The following is a 24,067-nucleotide window of genomic DNA, read 5'->3' as shown; positions in this document are numbered from 1 at the left end:
TCCCAAAAGAACTATAGCGTTTTACGAGATGCTCTCTCACCGATTATTGATACTTTTTTGGAAAATTTTAAGCGATGAAATACACACCTCTCTGTGAAAGTTTTATTTTTATCGATGAAAGTCTATATTTGTGAGCCTAACACAACTTAAATGAGATACCCATTATTATTATTGATACTCGTGATTATGGCGAGTACAGCATCTTGTGTACCTCTCAAGGATATCACATATCTTCAAGAAAATGAGACCGCTACAGATAGTATAGTCTCGCTACAACAACAGCAACCTCCATACAGAGTTCAAGTAGGTGATATATTAAGTATACGTCTTAAGGCACTAGACCAGCAACTTGTTGAGTTTTTTAACCCATCTGGAGAAGATGGCGTATCGCTTAACGAGGGTTTTTATTACGACGGCTTTGCTATAGATACTCACGGTAATATACGTGTGCCAGAACTAGGAGAGATAAACGTACTAGGCAGAACAACCGAAGAAATACGTGACATTATAGAGCAACGATTACTAGCAGATTATATAAAAGATGAAGCAGATCTCTTTGTTACGGTAAAGCTACCAGGTATAAGATACACGCTAGTAGGAGAAATAGGGAGCTCAGGAACGCAAAACGTACTTGCCGAAAAAGTGACTATACTAGAAGCTATTGCAAACGCTGGTGGAGTACCTATCACGGGAGATCTTACAGATGTACTCATTATAAGACAGTACCCAGGTGGACAACGCGTACATCACATAGACCTGACTCAAATAGACGTAATGCAGTCACCTTATTACTACATACAACCTAACGATATTATTACCGTAAACCCATTGCCACAAAAAGCGATAGGGATAGGTACTACCGGCCTACAGGCCTTTACCACCATACTGGGACTAGTCACAACACTAGCTTCTGTTATTTTACTAGCAACACGATAGAAGATGGAAGAAGAGTTTGACCAACAGAGTTCTGGAAGTTTTTTTGATTTTAAGGGCTTCTTATACAGGTTACTTAGTTACTGGTGGCTGTTTTTAATATGTCTAGCCATCACATTTTCTATAGCTCGCTATATCAATGTGCGCAAAGTCCCAATTTATAGAGAGACCAGCTTGATCTCCATTAAAGATGATCAAAACCAAATGTTTGGGGGTAATACCAGTCTTGTATTTAACTGGGGAGGAACTACAGATAAAGTCCAGACCAGTATTATAATGCTTAAATCGCGTACACACGCAGAGCGAGTAGTACAGTATTTACAATTTTACACTAATTACCAAAGGCAAGGCAAGTACAATATAGAAGATGTATATGGTTACACACCATTTACTTTAAAACTCAATGACTCATTCCCGCAGTTATATGGTAAGCGTATGACCTTTATAGATGAAGGTAATGGAAACATAAGAGTGAAAATTCCTTTTGCGGGTGGTACAGCCCCTTTGTTCAACTATTCTACGCTTAAACCCTCATCTATCACAGCTCCTAATGCGGACTATGATGAAGTATTTCAACTAGGAGATACTATCAATACCCCATTTTTAAAAGCAACTTTATTACCTACAGATGTTTATCCTCAAGAAGGGCAAGAGTATTTTGTAAGTCTAGGCAATTTTAATGGTACCGCAGGAAGATATAGAGGTATAGGAGTAACTCAAACTCCGCGAGGGAGCTCTACATTAGAATTAAGCCTGGTAGGCACAAATAAAAAACGCCTTATAGATTACTTAAATGCTAGTGTACAAGTGCGTACCGAAGAACAATTAAGGCAGAAAAATCTATTTGCAACAAAGACCATAAAGTATATAGATAGTAGTCTTAAAACTAGCAATGTAGATCTTGATAAGGCCTTAGAAGATCTAAATAAGTTTCAAAATAAAAATAGTGCTGTGACACTTTCTGGTGGTGCAGAGCAAATAAGTATTGCTTTACAAGACCTTGATAATGAGAAAGACGGTCTGTCACGACAGCTAGTTTATTACAAGCAACTAGAAGATTACCTACGCACACGTACAGATTATACAAATGTGCCTGCTCCTTCTGTATCCCTTATAGATGAAGGTAGCATTACCGCTGGGGTGGCAAATATTGTACAACTAGCATTACAACGCAGTAACCTAGCCTATACAGCAAAGGAGGGTAACCCAGCTTTTAGAGATTTAGACAGACGTATAGATGCCGAAAAAGAGGTTCTTTTTGAAAATATAAAGTCAAGTAACCGGCTAATCAAAGCACAAATATCTAGCCTTAATAGACAGATAGGGCAGGCTCAAGGAAAATTAAAACAGTTTCCAAAAGAAGAACAAGAACTAGCCGAAATACAAAGACGCTTTACAATAAGTCAAGAAGCCTATAACCTGTATACAGAAAAACGTAGCGAGGCAGAGATTATAAAAGCTTCAAATGTATCTGATATTCTATTTATAGATAGAGCAAAAGATGTTGGGAAGGGACCTATAGGTCCTAATACAAAACTAAACAAGGTACTAGCAGGCGTATTTGGTATGGTAATTCCCATTGCATTTGTGCTTATTATCTTCTTTTTAGACACAAAAGTAGGAACTCCAGAAGATGTGAAGAAACGCTCTAGCATTCCTATTTTAGGCACAATAGGGAAGAGTAAGCGTTCCTCTGGTCTTGTTGTGAGAGATTATCCACGTTCTGCAATGGCAGAGGCTTTTAGAGGGTTGCGATCTGGGTTGCAGTTTATGTATAAGAAGCGTGGTGTGGAGGGAGCAAAAACGGTTTTAGTAACTTCTAGTGTAAGTGGTGAAGGAAAGACATTTACTTCAATGAATCTTGCTTCGGTTTTCGCTTTAAGCGAAAAGAAAACAGTACTGGTAGGACTCGATTTAAGGAAGCCAAAAATATTTGACGATTTTGAGTTAGAAAATGATAAAGGTGTAGTTAATTACTTGATAGGCGATGCTACGCTGGATGAGGTAAAGCAGAAATCTGGTATTAATCATCTAGACGTTATTCTTTCTGGGCCTATCCCGCCTAACCCTTCTGAACTTATCATAAGTGATGCTATGGGTGAGTTTATTGATACTCTTAAACAAGAGTATGATTATATTGTATTTGACACGCCTCCATTAGGGTTAGTGTCTGATGCATTTGAACTGATGCCATATGCAGATGCTTCGCTATATATGGTACGTCAAGGTTATACTCGTAAGGATATGCTAGGTCTTGTTAATGAGAAGTATCAAAGAGAAGAGGTGACACACATAAGTTTTGTACTTAACTATTTCCAGCAAAAACGAAAATATGGCTACGGTTATGGCTATGGTTACGGGACTTATAATAATGGCTACCACGAGGATGATGCACCTACGGGTATCTTAGGCAGGTTTAAAAAGCTGTTTACTAGGCGCAACTAAGATTTATGAGCCGTAATACGATAACAGAAGATAGCTGGCTTTATGAAATTAAGCCTAAAGGCAAACTTATTGATCTTAACTTTAAAGAGATTTGGAGTTATAGAGATCTCCTCGTGCTTTTTGTTAAGCGTGATATCGTTACAGTTTATAAGCAGACTATACTTGGCCCGCTATGGTTCTTGATTCAGCCATTGTTTACCAGTATTGTTTTTACGCTTATTTTTAATAATATAGGTAACGTGAGCACTGGTGCGGTTCCTGCTTTTTTATTCAACCTAGCTGGTATAACCTTATGGAATTATTTTAAGGAGTGTCTTACTACAAGTAGCACAACCTTTACGGCAAATGCTGGACTTTTTGGAAAAGTATACTTTCCTAGGTTTATAGTACCGGCTTCACGAGTTATTTCTGGCCTTTTTAAGTATAGTATTCAGGTATTGATCTTTGTTTTATTTTACCTCTATTTTGTTTTTTATAAAGGTGTAGATATAGCACCCTCTCCATTCTTTTTATTGAGTCTGTTATTAGTTTTCAATATGGCACTTATAGGTCTAGGAGTTGGGATGATTTTAAGTGCACTTACGACAAAGTATCGAGATTTGACCATATTAGTATCTTTTGGTATCAACCTACTTATGTACGTAAGCGGGGTTATGTATCCTCTAGAAGAGATGCGAGCAAAGTTGCCAGACTATTATTGGCTCATAGAGTATAATCCTATAGCACAAACAATAGAGTTATATAGAAATCTGCTCTTGGGTACGGCACAAGTCAATTTTGCTATGATGGGAATAAGTCTTTTAATAGGCGTCATATGTTTTCTGGTAGGACTTATAATTTTTAATCGTACCGAGCGTAATTTTATAGATACAGTGTGATGAAAGATAAAATTAGATTGTATTGGTGGAGTGAGGTTCATATTCAAAAAAAGAAGAAGGAAAATTATGGTGACCTTATCGGGAAGTATCTAGTTGAAAAAATTTCTGGTAAAGAAGTACAGTGGCTAAGAGCTAATAGATTTTATTTAAAAAATTTTTGGAAACCCCTGTATGTGACAGTGGGTAGTATTTTAGATCATATAGGAGCGCATTGTACTGTGTGGGGAAGTGGTATAATAGCCAAAGATTCTCAAGTTGCTAATGCACATTTTTTAGCAGTAAGAGGTCCGCTTTCGCGAAAGCGTTTACAAGAACTCAACTATACTTGTCCAGAAGTTTATGGTGACCCAGCATTATTATTACCATCTTATTTTAACCCTAAAGTTAATAAGATATTTAAAGTAGGTATAGTACCTCATATAAACGATTATAATAGTACTCTCGATTTATATGCGAAGGACAAAGATATTTTAGTGATTGATTTTATGACAAATGATATTGAAAAAACGACTAGAGACCTATTGTCTTGTGAGTTTATATTGTCGTCTTCACTACACGGACTCATAGTGTCTCACGCTTATCAAATTCCTGCTATTCAAATACGTTTGTCTGATAAAATTCTAGGGGATGGCGTTAAGTATCACGATTACTTTATGTCTGTAAACTTAGAACCTTATCAACCTTTACCTATGGAAGTGGCTCTTAAAGAAGAAGAATTAATTATGTTCGTAAAAAATCATAAGGAATCTTTACCTTCTTTAGAAAAAATACAAGAAATTCAAAAACTACTTATTGAGGTTTGCCCTTTTAAATAGACTTATATGGAGGATCATATTATTCTAAAAGCTTCAAATATTTCTAAACAATACAGATTGGGTCTTGTAGGGACTGGCACGTTAAGCCACGACATTAATAGATTGTGGCATAAAATAAGAGGAAAAAAAGATCCCTATCTGAAGATAGGTGCAGAAAATGACAGGGCTCTACAATCTAAGTCTGATTATGTGTGGGCACTTAAAGATATTAACTTTGAAGTTAAGCGTGGAGAAATATTAGGAATCATTGGTAAAAATGGAGCAGGTAAGTCGACCTTGCTTAAGATATTATCACGAGTAACAAGCCCCACAACAGGCTCTATTAAAACAAGAGGTAGAATTGCCAGTTTGCTAGAAGTAGGAACTGGAATGCATCCCGAGCTTACAGGTAGAGAAAACATATACCTTAATGGTGCTATACTGGGAATGACAAAAGTTGAGATAAGCAGTAAAATAGATGAGATAGTAGATTTCTCAGGTTGTAAGATGTATATTGATACACCTGTAAAAAGATACTCTAGTGGAATGCGTGTGCGGCTAGGCTTTGCGGTAGCTGCCTTTTTAGAACCTGATATTCTTGTGGTAGATGAGGTACTAGCAGTAGGTGATGCAGAATTCCAAAAGAAGGCCATAGGTAAGATGCAGGATATATCTCAATCTGGAGGCAGAACGGTTCTTTTTGTTAGTCACAATATGGCCGCTGTACAAAACCTCTGTAATCGAGTACTCATTTTAGATAAGGGTAAAATAGTAAATAATGATGGTGATCCAGCTATAATAGGGGTAGAGAAATATTTGAATTTAAGCAAAAGAAGCTCAGAGATAAAAGCTTTGGATAGTAATTTTGATATCAAGCTACATCAAAAAAGTGTTTACCATTTTGACGAAAACTTTACTATTGATTTATGTGCAAATTCTTTATTATCAACTTCTAAAAATGCCTACATAGATATCGCAGTTGTAAACAAGTTAGAAGAATTTGTCCTTCATTATAGGATGGATGTTAGTTGTAACCCTATGATTTTACATCCAGGTACAAATAAGTTTACAATTCAAATAGAAAACCCTCGCTTAGTAATGGGAGAGTATACTATAATCGCTTATGTATATGATAAGGTTAAGAACGTACTTTTATGGGTAGAAAACACCTTGCCATTTCAAATTGTAGATGTAAATAGTGATAGTATTAACACCACAACTGTAAAGTCACAAATTATACCTAATGTTTCAATAAGTAGAGTAGACTCAATATAACTATGCTAAAAAAATATATTTATAAGTTTATTAGCCGTCTGGGGTATAGAATAGAAAGAAAAAGAACTAGAGAGGAGCTTTGGGAGAACCATCAGATTTACGAGATAAAAAATAATCTCAACCTTTTCTTTGGGGCTAAACCCTATATTGAGCGTTTAAACTCAAGGTATGATAATTTTAAACTAGAGGCTCAAGATAAGGGTCTTCTAGTGCAGTTTTTGGATTTAAAAATTTATGTAGAAACCATAGAGGAGTTTTTTATTATAGATGAAGTTTTTCTAACAAATGACTATAATTTTAGTACTCTTTGTGATGCTACAGTAATCGATATAGGAACAAATATTGGAATTAGTTCACTATTCTTCTCAACTCTTGAAAATGTGAAAAATGTTTATTCATTTGAACCAGTTTTAGACACCTATAAGCAGGCTCTTATGAATTTTGAGATGAACCCCTCAGAAAAATTAAGTAGTATAAAAAACATAGGTTTAGGGAAATCTACTAGAGAAGAAACTTTTATTTACAATAGGCATTTTAAAGGTAATACGGGAGTAAGAGGTTTACTAAGCAAGACGATGTCTAACTTAAAAAACAATGAAACAAGAAAGGTTCAAATAGAAAATGCATCTAAGCAGTTGAGGCCTATTGTAGAGCGTCACTCTTTAGGTAGTATTGTTATAAAGATGGATTGTGAAGGAGCTGAATATGAAATCATAGAAGATTTAAATCACACAGGTCTATTAAAGGACATTGATATAATTATGTTAGAGTGGCACGATAAAGGTCCTCATTTTATTGAAAAAGTACTTAAAGAAAACAAATTTCAGGTTTTCTCAAGAAGTCTAGGTCCTAATGCAGGAATCATCTATGGTGTAAATAGCAAATAAATTTTTGAGATGCTCATTTCAGTTATAATACCAGCCTACAACGTAGAACGTTTTATAAAAAAAACAATCCAATCGGCTCTTGATCAGTCACAAGTTGGAGAAGTGATTGTAATAGATGATGGTAGTACAGATAGCACCTTGCAGATAGTTAATGAGTTACAGGCTTCTATACCTATTTTAAAAGTGTATCAACACAAGGATGGAATAAACAAGGGTCGCGGCGCCACAAGAAATCTAGGAATACATAAAGCGACACAAGACTATATTGCTTTTTTAGACGCAGACGATTTTTATCTTGAAGATCGTTTCAAAGGTGATGAGCAAGTATTTAGCCATAGTAATGTCGATGGGGTTTATAATGCAGTTGGGTTTCATTTCTATAGAGAACCACTAGATTCTGAAAAAATACACTTCAAACCTAACACTCTTTCTAAGAGATTGAAACCAGAGGAACTCTTTGATGGTATTGTGTCAAGTAAATATGGGTACTTACATTTAAATGGTCTCACTGTAAAGAAATCCGTATTCGACAAAAGTGGCTATTTTAATGAAACGCTAAGAGTAACTCAAGATTCAGATATTATCTTTAAAATGGCGCTTGTGTGCAATTTGTACCCAAGCAATATAGAAGAGCCAGTTTCAAAAAGAGGAATTCATACAGAAAATGTTTTTACCAAGAGTGAGATATATAAAGAGTATAATCCTAAGCTTTTTGAATCACTTGTGAGTTGGTCCTTAAAAAATAAAATTAAAAAGGATAAGATAGATACGCTATTAAACTGGCAGTGGTTTCATAAATTCGAACAGAAAAAGACAGTGGGAGCTTATACTCGGTATTGGATAGCTTTTATTTTCAAAAACCCACGGTTAATGTCATCTATACTAGCCATAAAGTATTTTCCAATTATTAGATTAAGAAAGCGCTTATTTCCAAGATTTTATAATTGAATTACCTTATTATTAAATTAAAATGCCCAAACTCTCCATTATCACAGTTAATTACAATGATCTGAACGGTCTTAAAAAAACCGTTCAGAGCGTGCGTACTCAGACTTTTCAAGAATTTGAGCATATCATCATTGATGGAGGATCTACAGATGCAAGTGTTGAGTATATAAAAAAACATCAGGATAGTTTCTCATACTGGGTGAGTGAACCTGATAAAGGTGTTTATAATGCTATGAATAAAGGGATTGAGCAAGCTTCAGGCGAGTACTTGCTATTCCTTAATGCAGGTGATCATTTTATAAATGAGCAGTCCTTACAACGCGCTTTAACCCATTTATTAGGAGAGCATATAATTTATTTTAACCTTCACGTGGTAGAAGGCTCACGTGACTTTACAAAGACCTATCCTAGTCGTTTGTCATTTTCTTATTTTGTAGAGGATACATTACCTCACCCAGCTACTTTTATAAAGAAGACCGCTTTCGCGAAAGCGGGAACCTACAGAGAAGAATTTAAGATAGTGTCAGACTGGAAATTTTTTATAGATGCCATATGTAGATATCAGTTATCTTCCAAAAAAGTATCCGAAACTATAACTACATTCTACATAGGAGGAATGAGTTCTGATCCAAAAAATTATGACCTAAAAAATAATGAGCGTACTGAAGTTTTGAGTAAGGAGTATACAGCATTTTATCAAGATGTTAATGATACCTTACATATGAGAAAAACACTTAATAGTTTTAAAAAATCAAGGATTATAAGTTTACTTGTGAAGCTTAAGTTTCTAAACAAATTTTAATGAATAGCCCTAAAGTTTCTATAATAGTACCTTGTTATAATCAGGCTCATTTTTTAAATGACAGCTTGCAATCTGTTTTAAATCAGATTTTTGACGCTTGGGAGTGTATTATAGTAAATGATGGTAGCCCAGATAATACAGAAGAAGTAGCTCAAAAGTGGTGTGCAAAAGATGCAAGGTTTAAGTATATAAAAAAACCTAATGGTGGTTTATCTAGCGCTCGTAATGCAGGTATATCGATAAGTCGTGGAGATTTTATCCTTCCACTAGATGCAGATGATTTGATACATCAAGACTATTTACAAAAGCTCTTACCAGTAATAGAAAATAATGACGGTATAGAAGTAGTTACTTGTTATAGTATTTTTTTTAGAAATACTATTGATAATGTAGTAAATACAAGAAAACCCACGGGTACAACAATAGATGCTCTATTATATGAAAATATGATAATGGCAACATCTTTATATAGAAAGGAATCTTGGAATCGGGTAGGAGGCTATGATGAAAGTATGAAAGATGGCTTTGAAGATTGGGATTTTTGGATTTCTATTTTAAAGGATGGAGCAGAATTTAAAATTGTCCCTGAGTTCCTTTTTTACTATCGTAAAGCTGCAGCGTCAATGTTAACCAATACAGTTGCAAATCATCTAGAATCAGTAACAAAATATATTTATAAAAAGCACTCTGAGGTTTATATAAATAAGTTTGATACAACTATGGATTATGTTTTTTATTTAATTAAAAAACATAAAGCTAGTGAGGATAATTTAAAAAAATCTCTTGAATATAGAATAGGAAAAGCTGTAACAAAGCCTTTTAGATTTATTGCCAAATTAAATAAATCAAAAAATAAATAGCTTATGATATCTGTTGTTATACGTAATAAAAATCAAGAAGTAGCACTGGAGTTTTTATTAAAAAACCTGACACAGCGATACAGTGAAGATATTTCTGAAATCATAGTAGTAGATAATTTATCTACAGATAGAAGTAAGGAGATAACCGCTAGATATAATGCACGCTTTGAAACTATAAAAGAATTTAGTTATGGTGGTAGTGCAAACTTTGCTGCTAGTAAAGCTCAATTTTCTATAGTCGTAATATTTAGTGCGCATTCATATCCCGTGAGTCACGATTTTTTTAAAACAATAAAAGATAGATTTGAATCAAATAATAACCTGGCTGGTGTACGTTGCTTGCATAGCCCAAATGATTATAGAAATTACATAAATAAAATAAGTGCAAATACTGACCCTAATAAATCAGGGTTAATATTCTCGGGTTCTGCTTTTAGTAAAAAAGTTTGGGATGAGTATCCATTTAGAGAAGATGTCGCTACATTCGAAGATAAGGAGTGGACAAAAAGAGTGGTTAATGCAGGGTTTGATATTGAGTTTGCACCTGCTATCTTTAGTTATGAAATACACAGAACAAAAAAGCAGCAATTTTTTAGGTGGAAGAATGATTTAGTAGGCAATTATCAGCTTTGGCATAAAGATGTAAGTATCCTTTCTGCTGGTAAAGGTTTTATTGCTACTGGATGGAGGCTTAAAAAAGCCCTAGTTGTTGATTTATGGTATGCCATAAGGCGCTTTGTTTATACTATAAAGTTTTGCTTTAATAAACCAAAAAAGTTTTAGATATATAAATAATCTTCAGTAGTGCTGTATGTTTTTCCTATGTCTTTTCAATAGAAAATAGTATAATTTTTAAATACAAATTATTAAAATATCAATCATAATACCTTCTTACAATCAAGCAATGTTTCTTGATGAAACACTTGATTCTGTTTTTCTTCAAACAGAGAAAAGTTGGGAGTGCTTAATCATTGATGATGGTAGTACAGATGAGACTGCCGCTGTAGCTCATAAATGGGTGATTAAAGATGATAGATTTAAATATTTTAAAAAAGATAACGGCGGGTTAAGCAGTGCACGCAACTACGGACTTAAACTTGCGCAGGGCACTTACATTCAATTGTTAGATTCTGATGACTTGCTTATTCCTACTAAGTTTGAGAAGCAACTTGTTAATTTAAATAATACAGATATCTGTATTTGTGATTACAGACCATTTGATAATGAGACAAATCAAGATGTAGTCCATAGATATTTGACTCCTTTTGTATCTCCTAATAATTTGGTTAATAGTGTTATACTCAATTGGGAGTCTAAGTTGTCAATACCTTGCCATACTGCCTTATTTAGAAATGATATTCTATTTGATAATACTTTAACTTTTGATGAGTCGCTTGATAATCACGAAGATTGGGTGTTTTGGGTGAAGTATTTTTATTATTCTCAAAAGGTTAGTTTTAACAGGGAGATACTAGCAGAGTATAGAATCCATCCTTACTCAATGACACAAGACTATTTTAAAATGAAGAATGGCTTTTTGCAAGCCATACGACTTTTAGAAGAGTTTTTTAAGAATAATAAACAGCCTGAATACGCAAGAGTTTTATTAAAAAAAAGGAGAGAAATTTTAAGAAGAGGTAGAGAGCCGCTTTTGATTAAATACCCTAAGCGGTTATACCGTAAAATTATAAGTAAGTACAAGAATGTCAAAGGAAATTAAAGCAATCGCTATTCATTTACCGCAATTTCACCCCATTAAAGAAAATAATGAATGGTGGGGTAATGGTTTTACCGAATGGACTAATGTTTCTAAAGCAAAGCCTTTTTTTGATGGACATTATCAACCTCATTTACCAGCAGATCTTGGTTTTTATGACTTAAGACTTGAGGAGGCAAGGATTGCACAAGAGAATCTGGCTCGTGCTAATGGAATATTCGGATTTTGTTATTATCACTATTGGTTTAATGGAAAACGTATACTAGAAACACCATTAGAGCGTAAACTTAAAAACGTTAAGGAAGATTTTCCTTTTATGTTATGTTGGGCAAATGAGAACTGGACAAGAGTTTGGGACGGTGGGGAAAAGAATATTCTTTTAGAGCAAAAGTATTCGCACGAAGATGATTTACTACATATTAGGGAATTGATAAAATACTTTAAAGATGATCGCTACATAAAATCTAATGGAAAACCCGTATTTATTATATACCGACCTAACTTGTTTCCTGATATTAAAAAAACAATAGCGATATGGCGAGAGGAGGTTAAGGCGGCAGGTTTTTCTGACATCTATTTGGGGTACGCGCTAGGAGAAAAAAACCAGTCGCTTCTTGGAGAAGGAGGGTTTGATTTTTCTTATGACTTTCAGCCTAATTTTAGTAATAGACCTTCCAGTATTAAAAATAATCTATTTAAGAGGTATACTACCGCATTACTACGTAAATTTAAATGGACTATAGATAATCGTTATGAGTTATTTTATGATTATGAACAGTTTGTTGATTTACAGATAAATACTGAGTTTAAATCAAAGGTCTATCCTGGAATAACTCCTATGTGGGATAATACCGCTAGACGAAAAAAGAATTATTTTGCTTTACATAATTCAACTCCGCAGAAATATGCAAAATGGTTAAAGCATATCGTTTTAAATTATCCTTGGCAAAAAATGCCAGAAAATTATCTATTTATAAATGCTTGGAATGAGTGGGCTGAAGGAAATCACTTAGAGCCTTGTCAAAAGTGGGGTAAACAGTATCTAGAAGAGACATATAAAGCACTGAAATAATCTAATTTACCTACAATAAAGCCATAAATATTTAAAACAGAATGCAAGATCTTTTAACCGTAGTCTTACCTAACAGGAATAGAGATTTACAACTTGTTGTAAAGTCTATAAGCTCTGTTTATAGTCAGATCGAAGAAAATGTTAAGCTGATTCTGGTAGATTATGGAAGCCCAGTAGGTTATCAAAAGGAACTGAAAAATGTCTGTGCGAAATTTTCTAAACTCCAAATTATCTTATATCAAACACAAGGTCAGCTTTGGAACAAGTCTAGAATTATAAATTCAGTACTAAAAGACTGTTCTTCTCAATACTTTATGGTAAGTGATATAGATATGCTGTGGCATCCTGATTTTTTGGAAGAAGTATACTCATATTTACACAGTTCAAAAGTCCTTTATTTTCCTGTGGGTTTCCTAACCGAGAGCGAAAGTAAAAGAGAAGTTTCATTTCATAAATATATCGTTAAGGGTATCTCAACTCACGAAGCAACCGGAATTTCGATTTTTCCAACGGTAAAACTCAAGTCTATAGGTGGTTTTGATGAATTTTATCACGGATGGGGAGGGGAGGATACAGATGTACATATAAGACTGCAAAGAGCAGGTGTTACAGTAGAGTTCATAGAAAACACTCTTTACTTCAAGCATCAATGGCACCCTAAGATGTATCGAAGTTTCAAAAGTAACTATCCTTTTGCTGAAACTTTAGAATTAATAAATGGTCAATACCTAAACAGAGTACAAAAAGGAAGTGTTGTAAAGGCAAATAATTCATCTGGCACAGGCATAATTCCTGATTCATATGACCTTAGTGTAGACGAAGTCAAAATCAATGTTCTTACAACTCGTGATCAAGTAAAATCTGCCTTGTATTATATAGAAAACTGTGTAGGGAAGAGAGTTTTATTAACAGTAAAAGAGCATCCAGAAAGACACGATTTTATTAAGAAAATAAAGAGAAAAGCCAGAGGTAAAGCTTTGAATTTTATAACGATTAAAGAAGCAAATAACATTATCTTAGAATGGGTTGTTTCTAAAGCTAGAGATTCTTTTTATCAGTATAAAATGTCTGAAAGTAATGTCATCACACTTGAAGTACATTATAGATGAAAATGCCTATGTATTTTGAAAAGCTAAATTTACTTAGAGATGAAGAACCTACCGTAAGTGTTTTTGTACTTTGTTATAATCAAGAACCTTATATACTTCAAACTATAGAGAGTATTCTTTCTCAGAAAACTAATTTTCCATTTGACATCATTATAAGTGATGATTCAAGTAGCGATAAAACGCCACAAATTTGTGAAAGTTTAGCCGCTATAAATAGTAATATCACTTTTATTAAGCAGGAAAAGAATCTAGGCTTGATGGGTAACTTTGTAAAAACTTCAAAGCGGCTCAGAGGCAAATACGTTGCAATTTGTGATGGTGATGACTACTGGATTAATAATAATAAACTTCAACTTCAAGTTGACTTTTTAGAAAAGAATAAAGAGTTTAGTGTTGTAGGTACAAGTTGTTTTAAATCTATAGATGATAAAATAAATAAAATAGATATAGATAAATATACTGGGCCTATTGCGTTAAGTGAGCTTTCTCTAGAAAATAAAATTATAGCACCTACTGCAGTGTTTCTCAATGTGTATCGTGTTCTAGAATTACCACAGTTTTTTCATAAATTTCCTTATGGCGACTGGCCATCGTATTTACTAGTTATGTCTTTAACAAATACTGCAGCATTTAAACTAGCAGAGGTTACGGCTGTTTATAGAAGTACTATAGGTGTGTCTGCACGTATGAGAGAGGATAATACTAATGTGGCCATTCAAAATTTAGAAATTATTAAAAGCTTAATGCATTTGGAAGCTCTAAAACCTAATGAAGCATTGTTTAAAAATAGTTTAGAGTACCATCAATTGGTACTAGTAACTTCTTACAATAGAGATAAAAAGTTTTTAAGAGGAGCTTTTTTAATGTTACAAATACTTAAGTCAAATCTATCCTTGACATTATTTAAGCGATACATTTACTCCTTAAAAAAGTCTATAGTATAACAATGAGGATTTTACTAGTATCAATGAATTCTATACATTTTCGTCGTTGGTCTGACCAACTCCGGGATAGTGATCACGAGGTGTATTGGTTTGATATTTTAGACCAAGGGTATGCACCATCAATGTCTTGGATGACCCAAATAACAGGCTGGAAAAAGGGTTTTTTAATAAAAAGAGGAAGGACAACAATAAAAAAATATTTCCCAAAAATTTATAACTACCTGAGCGATAAACTTGACACTAAAGTTGAGACCGCTTTCGCGAAAGCGTTACAAGACATAAAGCCAGATGTTGTTCACAGCTTTGCATTATATACTTCTTGTATACCCATATTACCTATTATGAATAAGGAAGTAAACATAAAATGGATATATTCTAGCTGGGGAAGTGACTTATTTTACAAGAAAAATAAACCCAATTATCACAAGGAGGTGCCTGCTGTGCTCGCAAGAGTTGATTACCTTTTTACAGATTGTTTAAGAGACTACCATATAGCAAAAAATGGTGGCTTTTCTGGAAGATTTTTAGGCGTTGTGCCTGGAGGTGGAGGTTTTGAATTTCATACAGATAAAGACTTTGTAAAAAATTCTTCTTTTATAGTAAAAGGTTATGAGGATGCACTTGGAAGATGTATTAATGTATTAAAAGCATTAGATGTCATTGCTAGAAAACATACTGATATATCTATCATAATATTTGGAGCTTCTAAGAAGGTTACTGAATATCTTAATAGGAATACTGGGAGAGATTATGAGGTTAAAGTATTTGGGAAAGTAAGTAACTCAGAGGTCATAGATTTAATGCTTCAATCTAAGTTTTATATAGGTAATAGTATAAGTGATGGTCTTCCTAATACACTGTTAGAATCTATTTTTTGTGACTGTATACCTATCCAGTCTAATCCGGGAGGTGCAACCGAAGAAATTATTAAGGATACAATAAATGGATTTATTATAAGTAATCCAGAAGATGTAAATGCAATAGCCAATAGTATAGAAATGGCGCTGTTATCAAACCCATCATCTATATTAATGGAAAATAAAGAGATTAAAAAAGCCTATGACAGAAATGAAATCCAGGCAAAGGTGTTAGCTATTTATAATTCTTTAGCTGTATGATTTTATCTGACATCTCTTTACAACTGGAAAAAGATTATTCAAAATTAGAATGCCTACTAGATGGCAATTCTATTTATTTTACATTATCGCATATTAATTCTAATATTTCATTAGTGTACGATGCATTTGTAGTAGCGCTTCTACCACTTTTATTAGAAAAACAAGAAAATATAGTGGTTCAAGGTACTATGGATGACGTACTCTGTAAGCAGTTAAATGATGTCTTAATACCGAGACTTTGTCAAGTCAATAAGATAGCCATAACTCTTAAAGTTATACCAGATGTTACAGAAAATGCTATTGCTCTTAATAAACGAGTTAATGCAACGGGACTGTCTTGTGGGGTAGACAGTTTGGCAACTGTAAAATATTTTTTTGACAATGATATAGGCTTAGATTATCTAACTTTTTTTGATGCTGGTTCACACGGTATTTATAATGGTAATTATGCTAAGGAAAATTATGAGTATAGGTTGAAAAACAGTGAAAGAGCTGCCACTACAATTGGTTTACCTTTGGTAAAAGTCAAGACTAATGCGCATAGTTTCATACGTGGTTCATTTGAATCTGCTCACAGTTTTTTAAATATTTCTTGTAGTCTAGCAACACTAGGCCTGATAAATAAATATCATTATGCATCTGCATATGCTGTATCTCAAAGTAATTTCAAACCTGGTGATACAAGTAATTTTGATAATTTTTTATTACCACTATTATTTACCTCTTATTTTAATACACATTCTACACTGCAAACAAAAACTCGCTTAAAGCGCATTTCTTATATTCAACATTACGATGTTGCTAATGCTTACCTAGATATTTGTACAAATTCCATACTTGCTAAGAAAATGAACGTGCGAAACTGCACATCTTGTGATAAATGTCTTCGTACGGCAGCAACATTAGAGCTGTATGATTCTTTATCTAGATTTGATAAAGTTTTCGATTTAAATATTTATCATAGTAAAATTGACAATTATATAGCCAAACTCATATCAAAGAAAGTATCCATCCACGAGCGAGAGTTTTTAGATAGTTGGTTAAAAGAGAACAAAATAACTACTTTACAATACTGGAAAGCCTTTAAATTAATAGCAAAAAGAGTTATATCGACTATAGGTTCTTAAATCGATTATCTGACTTTTTTTACCGATAAAATACACTAAAGGGCGTACTGGTATTTAATATTTTTATAAATTCACCAAAATTTAAACAAATGAAATCCATTGGATTTATCCCCTTGCGCAAAGGCTCAAAGGGCATACCAGGTAAAAATAAAAAGAAGCTGCTAGGCCGTCCTTTATTTTGCTGGGCGCTTGGTGAGGCAATTGCATCTCAATTAGACGCAATTTATATTTTTACAGATGATAATGATATCATCACTTTTGTTCATAAGGAATACCACTGGACAGACAAGGTAAAGACCGTAAAACGTAGTGAAGAAAGCGCTACAGATGCAGCCTCTACAGAGATGGGAATGCTAGAGTTTGTAAATGGTTTAGAAGAGCCTTTTGATATATTATGCTTACTGCAAGCAACCTCTCCTTTTACTACTTCGGTAGATATAAATGCTTGCTTAGATAAAGTGCGATCGGGGGCAAATTATGATTCGGCACTTACGGTTGTAAATACGCATCGTTTTACTTGGTATGAAGACGGTACACCAAAAAATTATGACGTTTTTAATCGCCCACGTAGACAAGATTTTGAAGGCTTACTTATAGAGAATGGAGCGTGTTATGTGACGACAAGTAGCGCTTTTCGCGAAAGCAAAAATAGAATAAGCGGTAATATCGCCACAGTGCAAATGCCCGAAGATAGCCTCACAGAGATAGATACCCTCACAGACTGGAAAATAGTAGAAGAGTTACTAGCTGCTCGTTTAAAAACTAAGAAACAAAGTAATCGTATCACGCATCTTATACTCGATGTAGACGGCGTTTTTACAGATGGTTGTATTTATTATGGTGCAGAGGGCGAACTTATGAAAAAGTTTGATATGCGCGATGGTATGGGACTAGAGATATTGAGACAGTACAATGTTGAGGTGATGGTAATGACCTCTGAAGACTCGCAGATTGTGGCTTCTAGAATGAAGAAGCTTAAAATTAATGACGTCTTTATGGGCGTAAAAGATAAATATAGTCTGCTTTCTAGAATCGTAACAGATAGAGACCTCTCCTTTTCAAACATTGCTTACATAGGTGATGATGTAAATGATATGGCAAATATTTGTGCAGCAGGATGGTCATTTACTCCGGCTAATGCGACAATGCCTATCAAAAATCACGCAGACGTAATACTACAAAATAATAGCGCAGAGGGAGCGATACGCGAGGCCTGTGACTTTATTATAAAATATAACAATAGATATGAGTAATTATAAAGCTCCATACACCATTGCAGAGATAGGTGGTAATCACAAAGGTGATATGGAGATAGCAAAAGAAATGATAAAAGTAGCCGCTATCTTTTGTAAGGTAGACGCCGTAAAATTTCAGAAGCGACACAATATAGAATTGCTCACTAAGGAGCAATATGAAGCTCCACACCCTAATCCTATAAATTCATATGGAGATACGTATGGGGCACACAGGGAGTTTTTAGAATTTGATGTAAACCAGCACGCAGAGCTTAAGGCTTTTTGTGAAGAGTTAGGCATTACCTATGCAACTTCGGTTTGGGATACTACGAGTGCAAAGGAAATAGCAGGGCTTCATCCAGAGTTTATAAAAATACCAAGCGCTTGTAATAATCATTACGAAATGCTAGGGTGGTTATGTGAGAATTACAAAGGGGAGATACACTGCTCTACTGGGATGACTACTAGAGATGAGATAGAGGAACTAGTACAGTTTTTTGAAAAGCATCACAGAGGTAAAGACCTAGTGCTTTATAACTGTACGTCTGGATATCCAGTACCCTTTCCAGATGTGTGTTTACTTGATATTAAAACACTCATAGAGAAGTATGGCAATCGTGTAAAACACATTGGGTTTTCTGGTCACCATCTAGGTATTGCTGTAGATGTTGCTGCTTATACCTTAGGAGCAAATATAGTAGAACGTCATTATACATTAGACCGTACTTGGAAGGGTACAGATCATAGTGCCTCACTAGAGCCAGCAGGTATGCGTAAGCTTGCGAGAGACTTGAGAGCAGTATATCAAGCATTAGACTATAAAGCGACAGATATCTTGCCTATCGAGCAAGTACAACGCGATAAGCTTAAGTATCGTAAAGCATAATAATGGGTAAAAAAGTTTTCATTCTTTTTCCAGATGGTGTAGGCCTGCGCAACTTTGCTTTTACTAAGTTCAAAGAAGTAGGAGAGGCGCAAGGGTTTGACATCACATACTGGAATAACACCATATTTTCGTTAGAAAAGGAACTGGGGTATAAAGAAGTGGTGATTGAAAACACAAGGATTCACCCTAAAACGCCTACACTTAGTCACGCAAGAAAAAGGGTAGAACTTGCGCTTTCGCGAAAGCGTGAAAAGGATAATGTCTATCCTACCTATCGTTTTCCATTGCAGTGGAATAGTATAAAGAAAGCCTTAAAAAGCGCTTTTGTAAAGTATCACGAAACGTTTAGTGCTACGCCAAAAGGTTGGCAACGCATTATGAACCAAATACAAGTTGCCGAACGATCTACTGTTCGTTACCAGGAGCTTAAAGCACAACTAGAAGAGCACCGTCCAGATATTGTTTTTTGCACCACACAGCGGGCTACACAGGCCATTGCGCCTATGTTGGCGGCGCAGGATCTCGGGATAAAAACAGCGTGCTGGATATACAGTTGGGATAACCTGCCTAAGGGAATGACTACGGTAGAAACAGATTACTATTTTGTATGGTCTGAGTTGATGAAGGAGCAGCTCTTACAGTATTACCCAAAAACGAGAGAAGAGCAGATATTTGTAACGGGGACTCCGCAGTTTGAGCCCCATTATGATAAGGATTTATTGCTTTCGCGAAAGCAATTTTGTCTAGAGCATAATCTTAGTGAAGAGACAAGATACATTTGTTTTTCTGGGGATGATCAAACCACGTCACCACTGGATCAATATTATCTAGAAGACACAGCAATTGCTGTGCGCAAGTTGAGAGAGGAAGGTGAAGATGTAGCAATTGTGTATAGAAAGGTCCCTATTGACTTTTCGGGTAGATATGATGAGGTTTTGGCTAACTATAGTGATGTCATAAGACCTATAGATCCTTTGTGGAAACCTATGGGGAGTCAATGGAATCAAGTAATGCCTACCAAAGAAGATTTTGCTTTATTAGTAAACACTTGTCACCACTGTGAACTTGTGGTAAACATATGCTCGAGTATGGTCTTTGACTTTGTGGCGCACGATAAGCCTACAATTTACCCCAATTATGAGCAGCCACAACTTAAGAAAGGAATACGTGACATAGGGCAAAACTATAAATACGTCCACTTCCGCTCAATGCCAGATTATGATACAAGCGTTACTTGGGCAATGAATAAAGAAGAAATTTATGATGGAATTAAAGGCTTACTTAATGGTAGTCTTAATCCAGTGCCTGTTACTAAGAAGTGGTTTGGGATTGTAAACAAGCCAGAACAGCCTGAGAAGGCAAGTGAACGTATTTGGGAAGGGATAAATCAAATTCTTGATTAATGCATATAGGCTTTATAACCCCAGAATATCCACATCCAGAATTAGGTAATTCTGGAGGGATGGGTACGAGTATCAAAAACCTCGTTATGGCTTTTTGTAAAATGGGTCATAAGGTCAGCTTATTTGTTTATAATCAACATAAAACGGACACTTTTATCGAAGATGGGATAACCTTCCATTTGATTGCCAAAAAGCATTATAAGATAGGAGGCTTCTACTTTTATAGAAAGCATATAGAGCAGTATATAAATAAGCATAGTAGTGATGTCGATATTATCGAGGCTCCAGATTGGACAGGGATCACTGCCTTTATGAGCTTAAGAAAACCACTTGTAATACGTTTTCACGGAAGTGATACCTACTTCTGTCATATTGAGGGAAGACCACAAAAATGGAAAAATGCTTTTTTTGAAAAGCAAGCGGTAATAAAAGCAAAGGCATTTATAGCACCTACGCATTTTGCAGGAAAAAAAAGTATTGAGCTTTTTAAGCTACAGTATTCTAATGTGAAAGTTATATGTCACGGTCTTAATCTTGAAGATTTTAATAACAATTCTCCAGAAGAATTTATATCTAAACGTTTACTTAATATCGGGACACTTATTAGAAAGAAAGGCGTGTTTCAGTTAGTAGAAATATTTAATAAAATTATAATAGCGCATCCCACTGCAAAACTTGATTTTATAGGGGCAGATAGTTATGATGTACAAACCGGTAGTGCTTCTACTTGGCAATTAATGCAAGAGATGATGAGCCCTGCAGCTAGAGAGGCCATTACTTATTTAGGTAAAATACCTTATCATCAAGTTAAAGAGGAGATACAAAAAGCACATATATGCGTGTTTCCTTCTCTTGCAGAAACACTTGGTATGGTGACTATTGAATCTATGGCTTTGCAAAAGGTGGTGGTTAATACTAATATAGGGTGGGCACAAGACCTTATAGAACACGGTAAGGATGGTTTTATGCATCATCCAGATGATATTGATGCTTACGTGGACACTATAAGCACAGTGTTTGAAAATGATGCTCTTAGAATGAAAATTACAGAAGCGGCAAGAGAAACTATAGAAAAACGATTTGATATAAATCACATTGCTCAGACTAATGTTTCATTTTATAATAAAGTCATAAGCCTATGATTTTTATAGAACACGATGGTAGTAAGGTTAAGAGTGATGAAGGAAAAAGCAATGCTATTGTTGCTTGTATCTACACAATTGCCAAAAATAATCCTGATAAGTTTCTTATAATATATAAGGCTGGTTGCGATATAGAACGTTTTTTAGAGCAAGCAATATCTTTCAAGTCCAAAAATCATTACGTCTCATCATATAATGCACTTAATTCAGATTTTGGCTATGTAGAGGATAAACCATTTATACCTACAAATGATAGGGTGGTGTACCCAACCTGGAAAAAGGGAACCACCGCTTTGCTTATTCACGCATCGTTAATTAATCAGGTTGCAAATCAGATTAAGCCAAGTGGCGATTATTTGTATTGGGTAAATTCTCTAGGAAAGCTTACAATGCCACTTGGAGTACTCAATTATCAAATTCCCATTTTTAATGATGTAGCATCTTTTAGTAATGAACTTTTGTATCGTTTTGTAAAACAGCATTATAAAAGAAGATGGACGCTACACTTGCTGTTGTGCCATTTGTACTATGATAAAAAAATGCCTTTGTACGCTTTCGCGAAAGCGCAATTTTACAAAACCCGTTCATTATCCTTAGATATGGAGTCTTTGCAAGAGGTAGATTCTTGTAAAGATTATGCACCTCTTAAATACGATGTCATTATACCTACGATAGGTAGGGAGGAATACCTTAAGGACGTTTTAGAAGATTTAAATAAACAACTAAATCCTCCATCTCAAGTCATTATAATCGAGCAAAATCCTAGTGAGGATAAAGAATCAAAACTTTATTACATAAATGATGAAAAATGGAATTTTACTATAGTTCATAAATTACTAGACACTGCGGGAGCTTGTAGAGCAAGAAATATAGCAATGTCACTTGCTACTGCTCCTTGGTTATTATTTTTTGATGATGATGTACGTGTTGAGTCAACGTTTATTGATGAGGTAACTTCATTTATAAATAGAACCAAAGCAACTTGTATTACGTTTGCTTGTTTACAAAAGGGTGAAAAGGAGACAATGAAAGCCTATAAACAATGGGAATCTTTTGGGTCGGGCTGCTCTATTGTACATAGGGATATATACAGTAAATGTTCTTTTGATATGGCTTTTGAAAATGGATACGGCGAAGATGTGGATTATGGAATGCAGGTGCGTAATATAGGTAAGGATGTAATATATGCACCTAGCATACAGATACTACACCTCAAGGCTCCTACAGGTGGTTTTAGAAGTCCGCACAAGTTTCCTTGGAGCACAGAAGCCTTAACCCCAAAGCCATCTCCTCAAATAATGTATCTCAGGAAGAAAAATTACACCTTAGAGCAAGTAAGGGGTTATAAGGTTGTTCAATTCTTTAAAACATTTGGATTTTTTAAAACTAAGAACCCTCTGTCTCACTTAGCGAGATTTAAAAAAGCCTGGATACAAAGTGAAAAATGGGCGTCTAGGTTATGATTAGAATATATACAGATAACTCACTTCTCACTCCAGATAATAGAGGGATAGCGCATCCCTTAATATTTGATTTGTACTATTTTGAGAAAACTCATAAAGATGTCTTAGCGCTTTACAGTCTAGTAGATACTCCTGAAAGCGCTGATGTTTTTCTATTTCCTATAAACTATCATTTCATAAATAAAAGAGGTTGTAAAAAGCATTACAGAGATTTATACAACACCGCCTTAAAATTTGAAAAGAGAATAATGGTCTACTCTGGTGGTGACTATGGTAAAACCTTTAAGGATGATAATGTAATTGTATGGCGTAATGCAGGATTTAAAAGTCATAACGACAAGCAGACTGTAATTATACCAGCATTTATAGATGATCCTATAGGTCGAGACGAGGTCTCTGGAGAAGTAATAAACTATACAAGTTTACCTCAAATTTCTTTTACTGGATTTGCTTCAAAAAATTATCTAGAGCGATCTCGTGTTATAATGTCTGTTCTAAAAAGAAACTTGCTAAGAGCTTTTCTTAAAGACGAAACAGATTTCCAAAATGTCTTTTATGCTGCTTTGCAACGTTATAAATATCTGAAGAAATTAGAAAAATCTGATCGTGTTGAGACCAGTTTTATATATCGATCAAAATACAGAGCAGGTGCGAGATCTAAAGCCGAAAGACAGAAAACTTCAAAAGAGTTTTTTGAAAATTTAAACGGCGCTCCGTATACCTTTTGCCTAAGAGGAGCAGGTAATTTTTCTGTAAGATTTTATGAAGCCCTAGCCTGTGGTCGTATCCCAGTTTTAATAGATACAGATTGCCACTTGCCACTTGAAGGTATAATAAATTGGGAGCAACATATTTGTAAATTAAATGTAGAAGATAATATAGAGGAAGCGCTACTGGCTTTTCATAAAAAATATGATCAAGTTTCTTTTGCAACCTTGCAAAAGTCTAATCGTAAATTATATGTAGATTATTTGGTAAGAGATCGTTTTTTTTGCAATTTATATCATTCTTTAAAACGTATTATATAAT

General features: G+C 34.7%; 22 protein-coding genes. All 22 read left to right on the top strand.

Annotated elements, in window-relative coordinates:
• Window positions 1–150: 150 nt before the first annotated feature.
• Window positions 151–936, top strand: coding sequence for a polysaccharide biosynthesis/export family protein (locus tag ACFO5T_RS07080; RefSeq protein WP_380033198.1), 786 nt, complete (start codon window positions 151–153; stop codon window positions 934–936).
• Between the two features lie 3 nt (window positions 937–939).
• Window positions 940–3,378 carry a GumC family protein gene (locus tag ACFO5T_RS07075; protein ID WP_380033196.1) on the top strand — a complete coding sequence of 813 codons (2,439 nt, stop codon included), beginning with the start codon at window positions 940–942 and terminating at the stop codon, window positions 3,376–3,378.
• Between the two features lie 5 nt (window positions 3,379–3,383).
• Entirely contained in the window at window positions 3,384–4,256 is an 873-nt protein-coding gene (locus ACFO5T_RS07070; RefSeq protein WP_380033194.1) for an ABC transporter permease, read from the top strand.
• Entirely contained in the window at window positions 4,256–5,071 is an 816-nt protein-coding gene (locus ACFO5T_RS07065; protein WP_380033192.1) for a polysaccharide pyruvyl transferase family protein, read from the top strand. The genes ACFO5T_RS07070 and ACFO5T_RS07065 overlap by 1 nt, the downstream gene beginning before the upstream one ends.
• Before the next feature lie 6 nt (window positions 5,072–5,077).
• Window positions 5,078–6,325, top strand: a complete 1,248-nt coding sequence (locus ACFO5T_RS07060; protein WP_380033190.1) for an ABC transporter ATP-binding protein — start codon at window positions 5,078–5,080, stop codon at window positions 6,323–6,325.
• Window positions 6,326–6,327: 2 nt separating this feature from the next.
• Entirely contained in the window at window positions 6,328–7,212 is an 885-nt protein-coding gene (locus ACFO5T_RS07055; RefSeq protein WP_380033188.1) for an FkbM family methyltransferase, read from the top strand.
• Between the two features lie 9 nt (window positions 7,213–7,221).
• Window positions 7,222–8,160, top strand: a complete 939-nt coding sequence (locus tag ACFO5T_RS07050) for a glycosyltransferase family 2 protein (protein ID WP_380033185.1) — start codon at window positions 7,222–7,224, stop codon at window positions 8,158–8,160.
• A 22-nt stretch (window positions 8,161–8,182) separates the two neighbouring features.
• The gene (locus ACFO5T_RS07045; protein WP_380033183.1) at window positions 8,183–8,962 is read left to right on the top strand and encodes a glycosyltransferase family 2 protein; all 780 of its coding nucleotides are present in this window, start codon (window positions 8,183–8,185) and stop codon (window positions 8,960–8,962) included.
• A complete protein-coding gene (locus ACFO5T_RS07040; RefSeq protein ID WP_380033181.1) occupies window positions 8,962–9,822 on the top strand; it encodes a glycosyltransferase family 2 protein in 861 nt (286 codons plus the stop codon). Before ACFO5T_RS07045 ends, ACFO5T_RS07040 begins: the two co-directional genes overlap by 1 nt.
• Before the next feature lie 3 nt (window positions 9,823–9,825).
• Window positions 9,826–10,605 (top strand): glycosyltransferase family 2 protein, encoded by a 780-nt coding sequence (locus ACFO5T_RS07035; RefSeq protein WP_380033179.1) that lies wholly within the window; start codon window positions 9,826–9,828, stop codon window positions 10,603–10,605.
• A 73-nt stretch (window positions 10,606–10,678) separates the two neighbouring features.
• Entirely contained in the window at window positions 10,679–11,542 is an 864-nt protein-coding gene (locus tag ACFO5T_RS07030) for a glycosyltransferase family 2 protein (RefSeq protein WP_380033547.1), read from the top strand.
• Window positions 11,526–12,611: a glycosyltransferase WbsX family protein gene (locus ACFO5T_RS07025; RefSeq protein ID WP_380033177.1), complete on the top strand. Its 1,086-nt coding sequence runs from the start codon at window positions 11,526–11,528 to the stop codon at window positions 12,609–12,611. Before ACFO5T_RS07030 ends, ACFO5T_RS07025 begins: the two co-directional genes overlap by 17 nt.
• Window positions 12,612–12,652: 41 nt before the next feature.
• Entirely contained in the window at window positions 12,653–13,720 is a 1,068-nt protein-coding gene (locus ACFO5T_RS07020; RefSeq protein ID WP_380033175.1) for a glycosyltransferase family 2 protein, read from the top strand.
• Window positions 13,717–14,664: a glycosyltransferase family 2 protein gene (locus ACFO5T_RS07015; protein ID WP_380033173.1), complete on the top strand. Its 948-nt coding sequence runs from the start codon at window positions 13,717–13,719 to the stop codon at window positions 14,662–14,664. The genes ACFO5T_RS07020 and ACFO5T_RS07015 overlap by 4 nt, the downstream gene beginning before the upstream one ends.
• A gap of 23 nt (window positions 14,665–14,687) precedes the next feature.
• The gene (locus tag ACFO5T_RS07010; RefSeq protein WP_380033171.1) at window positions 14,688–15,782 is read left to right on the top strand and encodes a glycosyltransferase; all 1,095 of its coding nucleotides are present in this window, start codon (window positions 14,688–14,690) and stop codon (window positions 15,780–15,782) included.
• On the top strand, window positions 15,779–16,909 hold the full coding sequence (locus tag ACFO5T_RS07005) for a hypothetical protein (protein ID WP_380033169.1): 1,131 nt from the start codon (window positions 15,779–15,781) through the stop codon (window positions 16,907–16,909). Before ACFO5T_RS07010 ends, ACFO5T_RS07005 begins: the two co-directional genes overlap by 4 nt.
• 89 nt (window positions 16,910–16,998) lie before the next feature.
• Entirely contained in the window at window positions 16,999–18,162 is a 1,164-nt protein-coding gene (locus tag ACFO5T_RS07000) for a cytidylyltransferase domain-containing protein (RefSeq protein WP_380033167.1), read from the top strand.
• Entirely contained in the window at window positions 18,155–19,030 is an 876-nt protein-coding gene (locus ACFO5T_RS06995) for an N-acetylneuraminate synthase family protein (RefSeq protein ID WP_380033165.1), read from the top strand. Before ACFO5T_RS07000 ends, ACFO5T_RS06995 begins: the two co-directional genes overlap by 8 nt.
• Window positions 19,031–19,032: 2 nt before the next feature.
• The gene (locus ACFO5T_RS06990) at window positions 19,033–20,433 is read left to right on the top strand and encodes a glycosyltransferase family protein (RefSeq protein ID WP_380033163.1); all 1,401 of its coding nucleotides are present in this window, start codon (window positions 19,033–19,035) and stop codon (window positions 20,431–20,433) included.
• Window positions 20,433–21,575, top strand: coding sequence for a glycosyltransferase family 4 protein (locus tag ACFO5T_RS06985; protein ID WP_380033161.1), 1,143 nt, complete (start codon window positions 20,433–20,435; stop codon window positions 21,573–21,575). The genes ACFO5T_RS06990 and ACFO5T_RS06985 overlap by 1 nt, the downstream gene beginning before the upstream one ends.
• A complete protein-coding gene (locus tag ACFO5T_RS06980; protein ID WP_380033159.1) occupies window positions 21,572–23,038 on the top strand; it encodes a glycosyltransferase family 2 protein in 1,467 nt (488 codons plus the stop codon). Before ACFO5T_RS06985 ends, ACFO5T_RS06980 begins: the two co-directional genes overlap by 4 nt.
• Window positions 23,035–24,066 carry an exostosin domain-containing protein gene (locus ACFO5T_RS06975; RefSeq protein ID WP_380033157.1) on the top strand — a complete coding sequence of 344 codons (1,032 nt, stop codon included), beginning with the start codon at window positions 23,035–23,037 and terminating at the stop codon, window positions 24,064–24,066. Before ACFO5T_RS06980 ends, ACFO5T_RS06975 begins: the two co-directional genes overlap by 4 nt.
• Window position 24,067 lies beyond the last annotated feature (1 nt).

Source organism: Dokdonia genika (genome assembly GCF_042652845.1).
Lineage (GTDB): Bacteria > Bacteroidota > Bacteroidia > Flavobacteriales > Flavobacteriaceae > Dokdonia > Dokdonia donghaensis.
Note: the sequence above shows the minus strand (reverse complement) of the source record. Positions and strands in the feature narration are given on the sequence as shown.

Excerpts from the sequence above, each read along its gene's own strand:
- ACFO5T_RS07080 (WP_380033198.1), top strand. The coding sequence starts at position 151 with ATGAGATACCCATTATTATTATTGATACTCGTGATTATGGCGAGTACA.
- ACFO5T_RS07075 (WP_380033196.1), top strand. The coding sequence starts at position 940 with ATGGAAGAAGAGTTTGACCAACAGAGTTCTGGAAGTTTTTTTGATTTT.
- ACFO5T_RS07070 (WP_380033194.1), top strand. The coding sequence starts at position 3,384 with ATGAGCCGTAATACGATAACAGAAGATAGCTGGCTTTATGAAATTAAG.
- ACFO5T_RS07065 (WP_380033192.1), top strand. The coding sequence starts at position 4,256 with ATGAAAGATAAAATTAGATTGTATTGGTGGAGTGAGGTTCATATTCAA.
- ACFO5T_RS07060 (WP_380033190.1), top strand. The coding sequence starts at position 5,078 with ATGGAGGATCATATTATTCTAAAAGCTTCAAATATTTCTAAACAATAC.
- ACFO5T_RS07055 (WP_380033188.1), top strand. The coding sequence starts at position 6,328 with ATGCTAAAAAAATATATTTATAAGTTTATTAGCCGTCTGGGGTATAGA.
- ACFO5T_RS07050 (WP_380033185.1), top strand. The coding sequence starts at position 7,222 with ATGCTCATTTCAGTTATAATACCAGCCTACAACGTAGAACGTTTTATA.
- ACFO5T_RS07045 (WP_380033183.1), top strand. The coding sequence starts at position 8,183 with ATGCCCAAACTCTCCATTATCACAGTTAATTACAATGATCTGAACGGT.
- ACFO5T_RS07040 (WP_380033181.1), top strand. The coding sequence starts at position 8,962 with ATGAATAGCCCTAAAGTTTCTATAATAGTACCTTGTTATAATCAGGCT.
- ACFO5T_RS07035 (WP_380033179.1), top strand. The coding sequence starts at position 9,826 with ATGATATCTGTTGTTATACGTAATAAAAATCAAGAAGTAGCACTGGAG.
- ACFO5T_RS07025 (WP_380033177.1), top strand. The coding sequence starts at position 11,526 with ATGTCAAAGGAAATTAAAGCAATCGCTATTCATTTACCGCAATTTCAC.
- ACFO5T_RS07020 (WP_380033175.1), top strand. The coding sequence starts at position 12,653 with ATGCAAGATCTTTTAACCGTAGTCTTACCTAACAGGAATAGAGATTTA.
- ACFO5T_RS07015 (WP_380033173.1), top strand. The coding sequence starts at position 13,717 with ATGAAAATGCCTATGTATTTTGAAAAGCTAAATTTACTTAGAGATGAA.
- ACFO5T_RS07010 (WP_380033171.1), top strand. The coding sequence starts at position 14,688 with ATGAATTCTATACATTTTCGTCGTTGGTCTGACCAACTCCGGGATAGT.
- ACFO5T_RS07005 (WP_380033169.1), top strand. The coding sequence starts at position 15,779 with ATGATTTTATCTGACATCTCTTTACAACTGGAAAAAGATTATTCAAAA.
- ACFO5T_RS07000 (WP_380033167.1), top strand. The coding sequence starts at position 16,999 with ATGAAATCCATTGGATTTATCCCCTTGCGCAAAGGCTCAAAGGGCATA.
- ACFO5T_RS06995 (WP_380033165.1), top strand. The coding sequence starts at position 18,155 with ATGAGTAATTATAAAGCTCCATACACCATTGCAGAGATAGGTGGTAAT.
- ACFO5T_RS06990 (WP_380033163.1), top strand. The coding sequence starts at position 19,033 with ATGGGTAAAAAAGTTTTCATTCTTTTTCCAGATGGTGTAGGCCTGCGC.
- ACFO5T_RS06985 (WP_380033161.1), top strand. The coding sequence starts at position 20,433 with ATGCATATAGGCTTTATAACCCCAGAATATCCACATCCAGAATTAGGT.
- ACFO5T_RS06980 (WP_380033159.1), top strand. The coding sequence starts at position 21,572 with ATGATTTTTATAGAACACGATGGTAGTAAGGTTAAGAGTGATGAAGGA.
- ACFO5T_RS06975 (WP_380033157.1), top strand. The coding sequence starts at position 23,035 with ATGATTAGAATATATACAGATAACTCACTTCTCACTCCAGATAATAGA.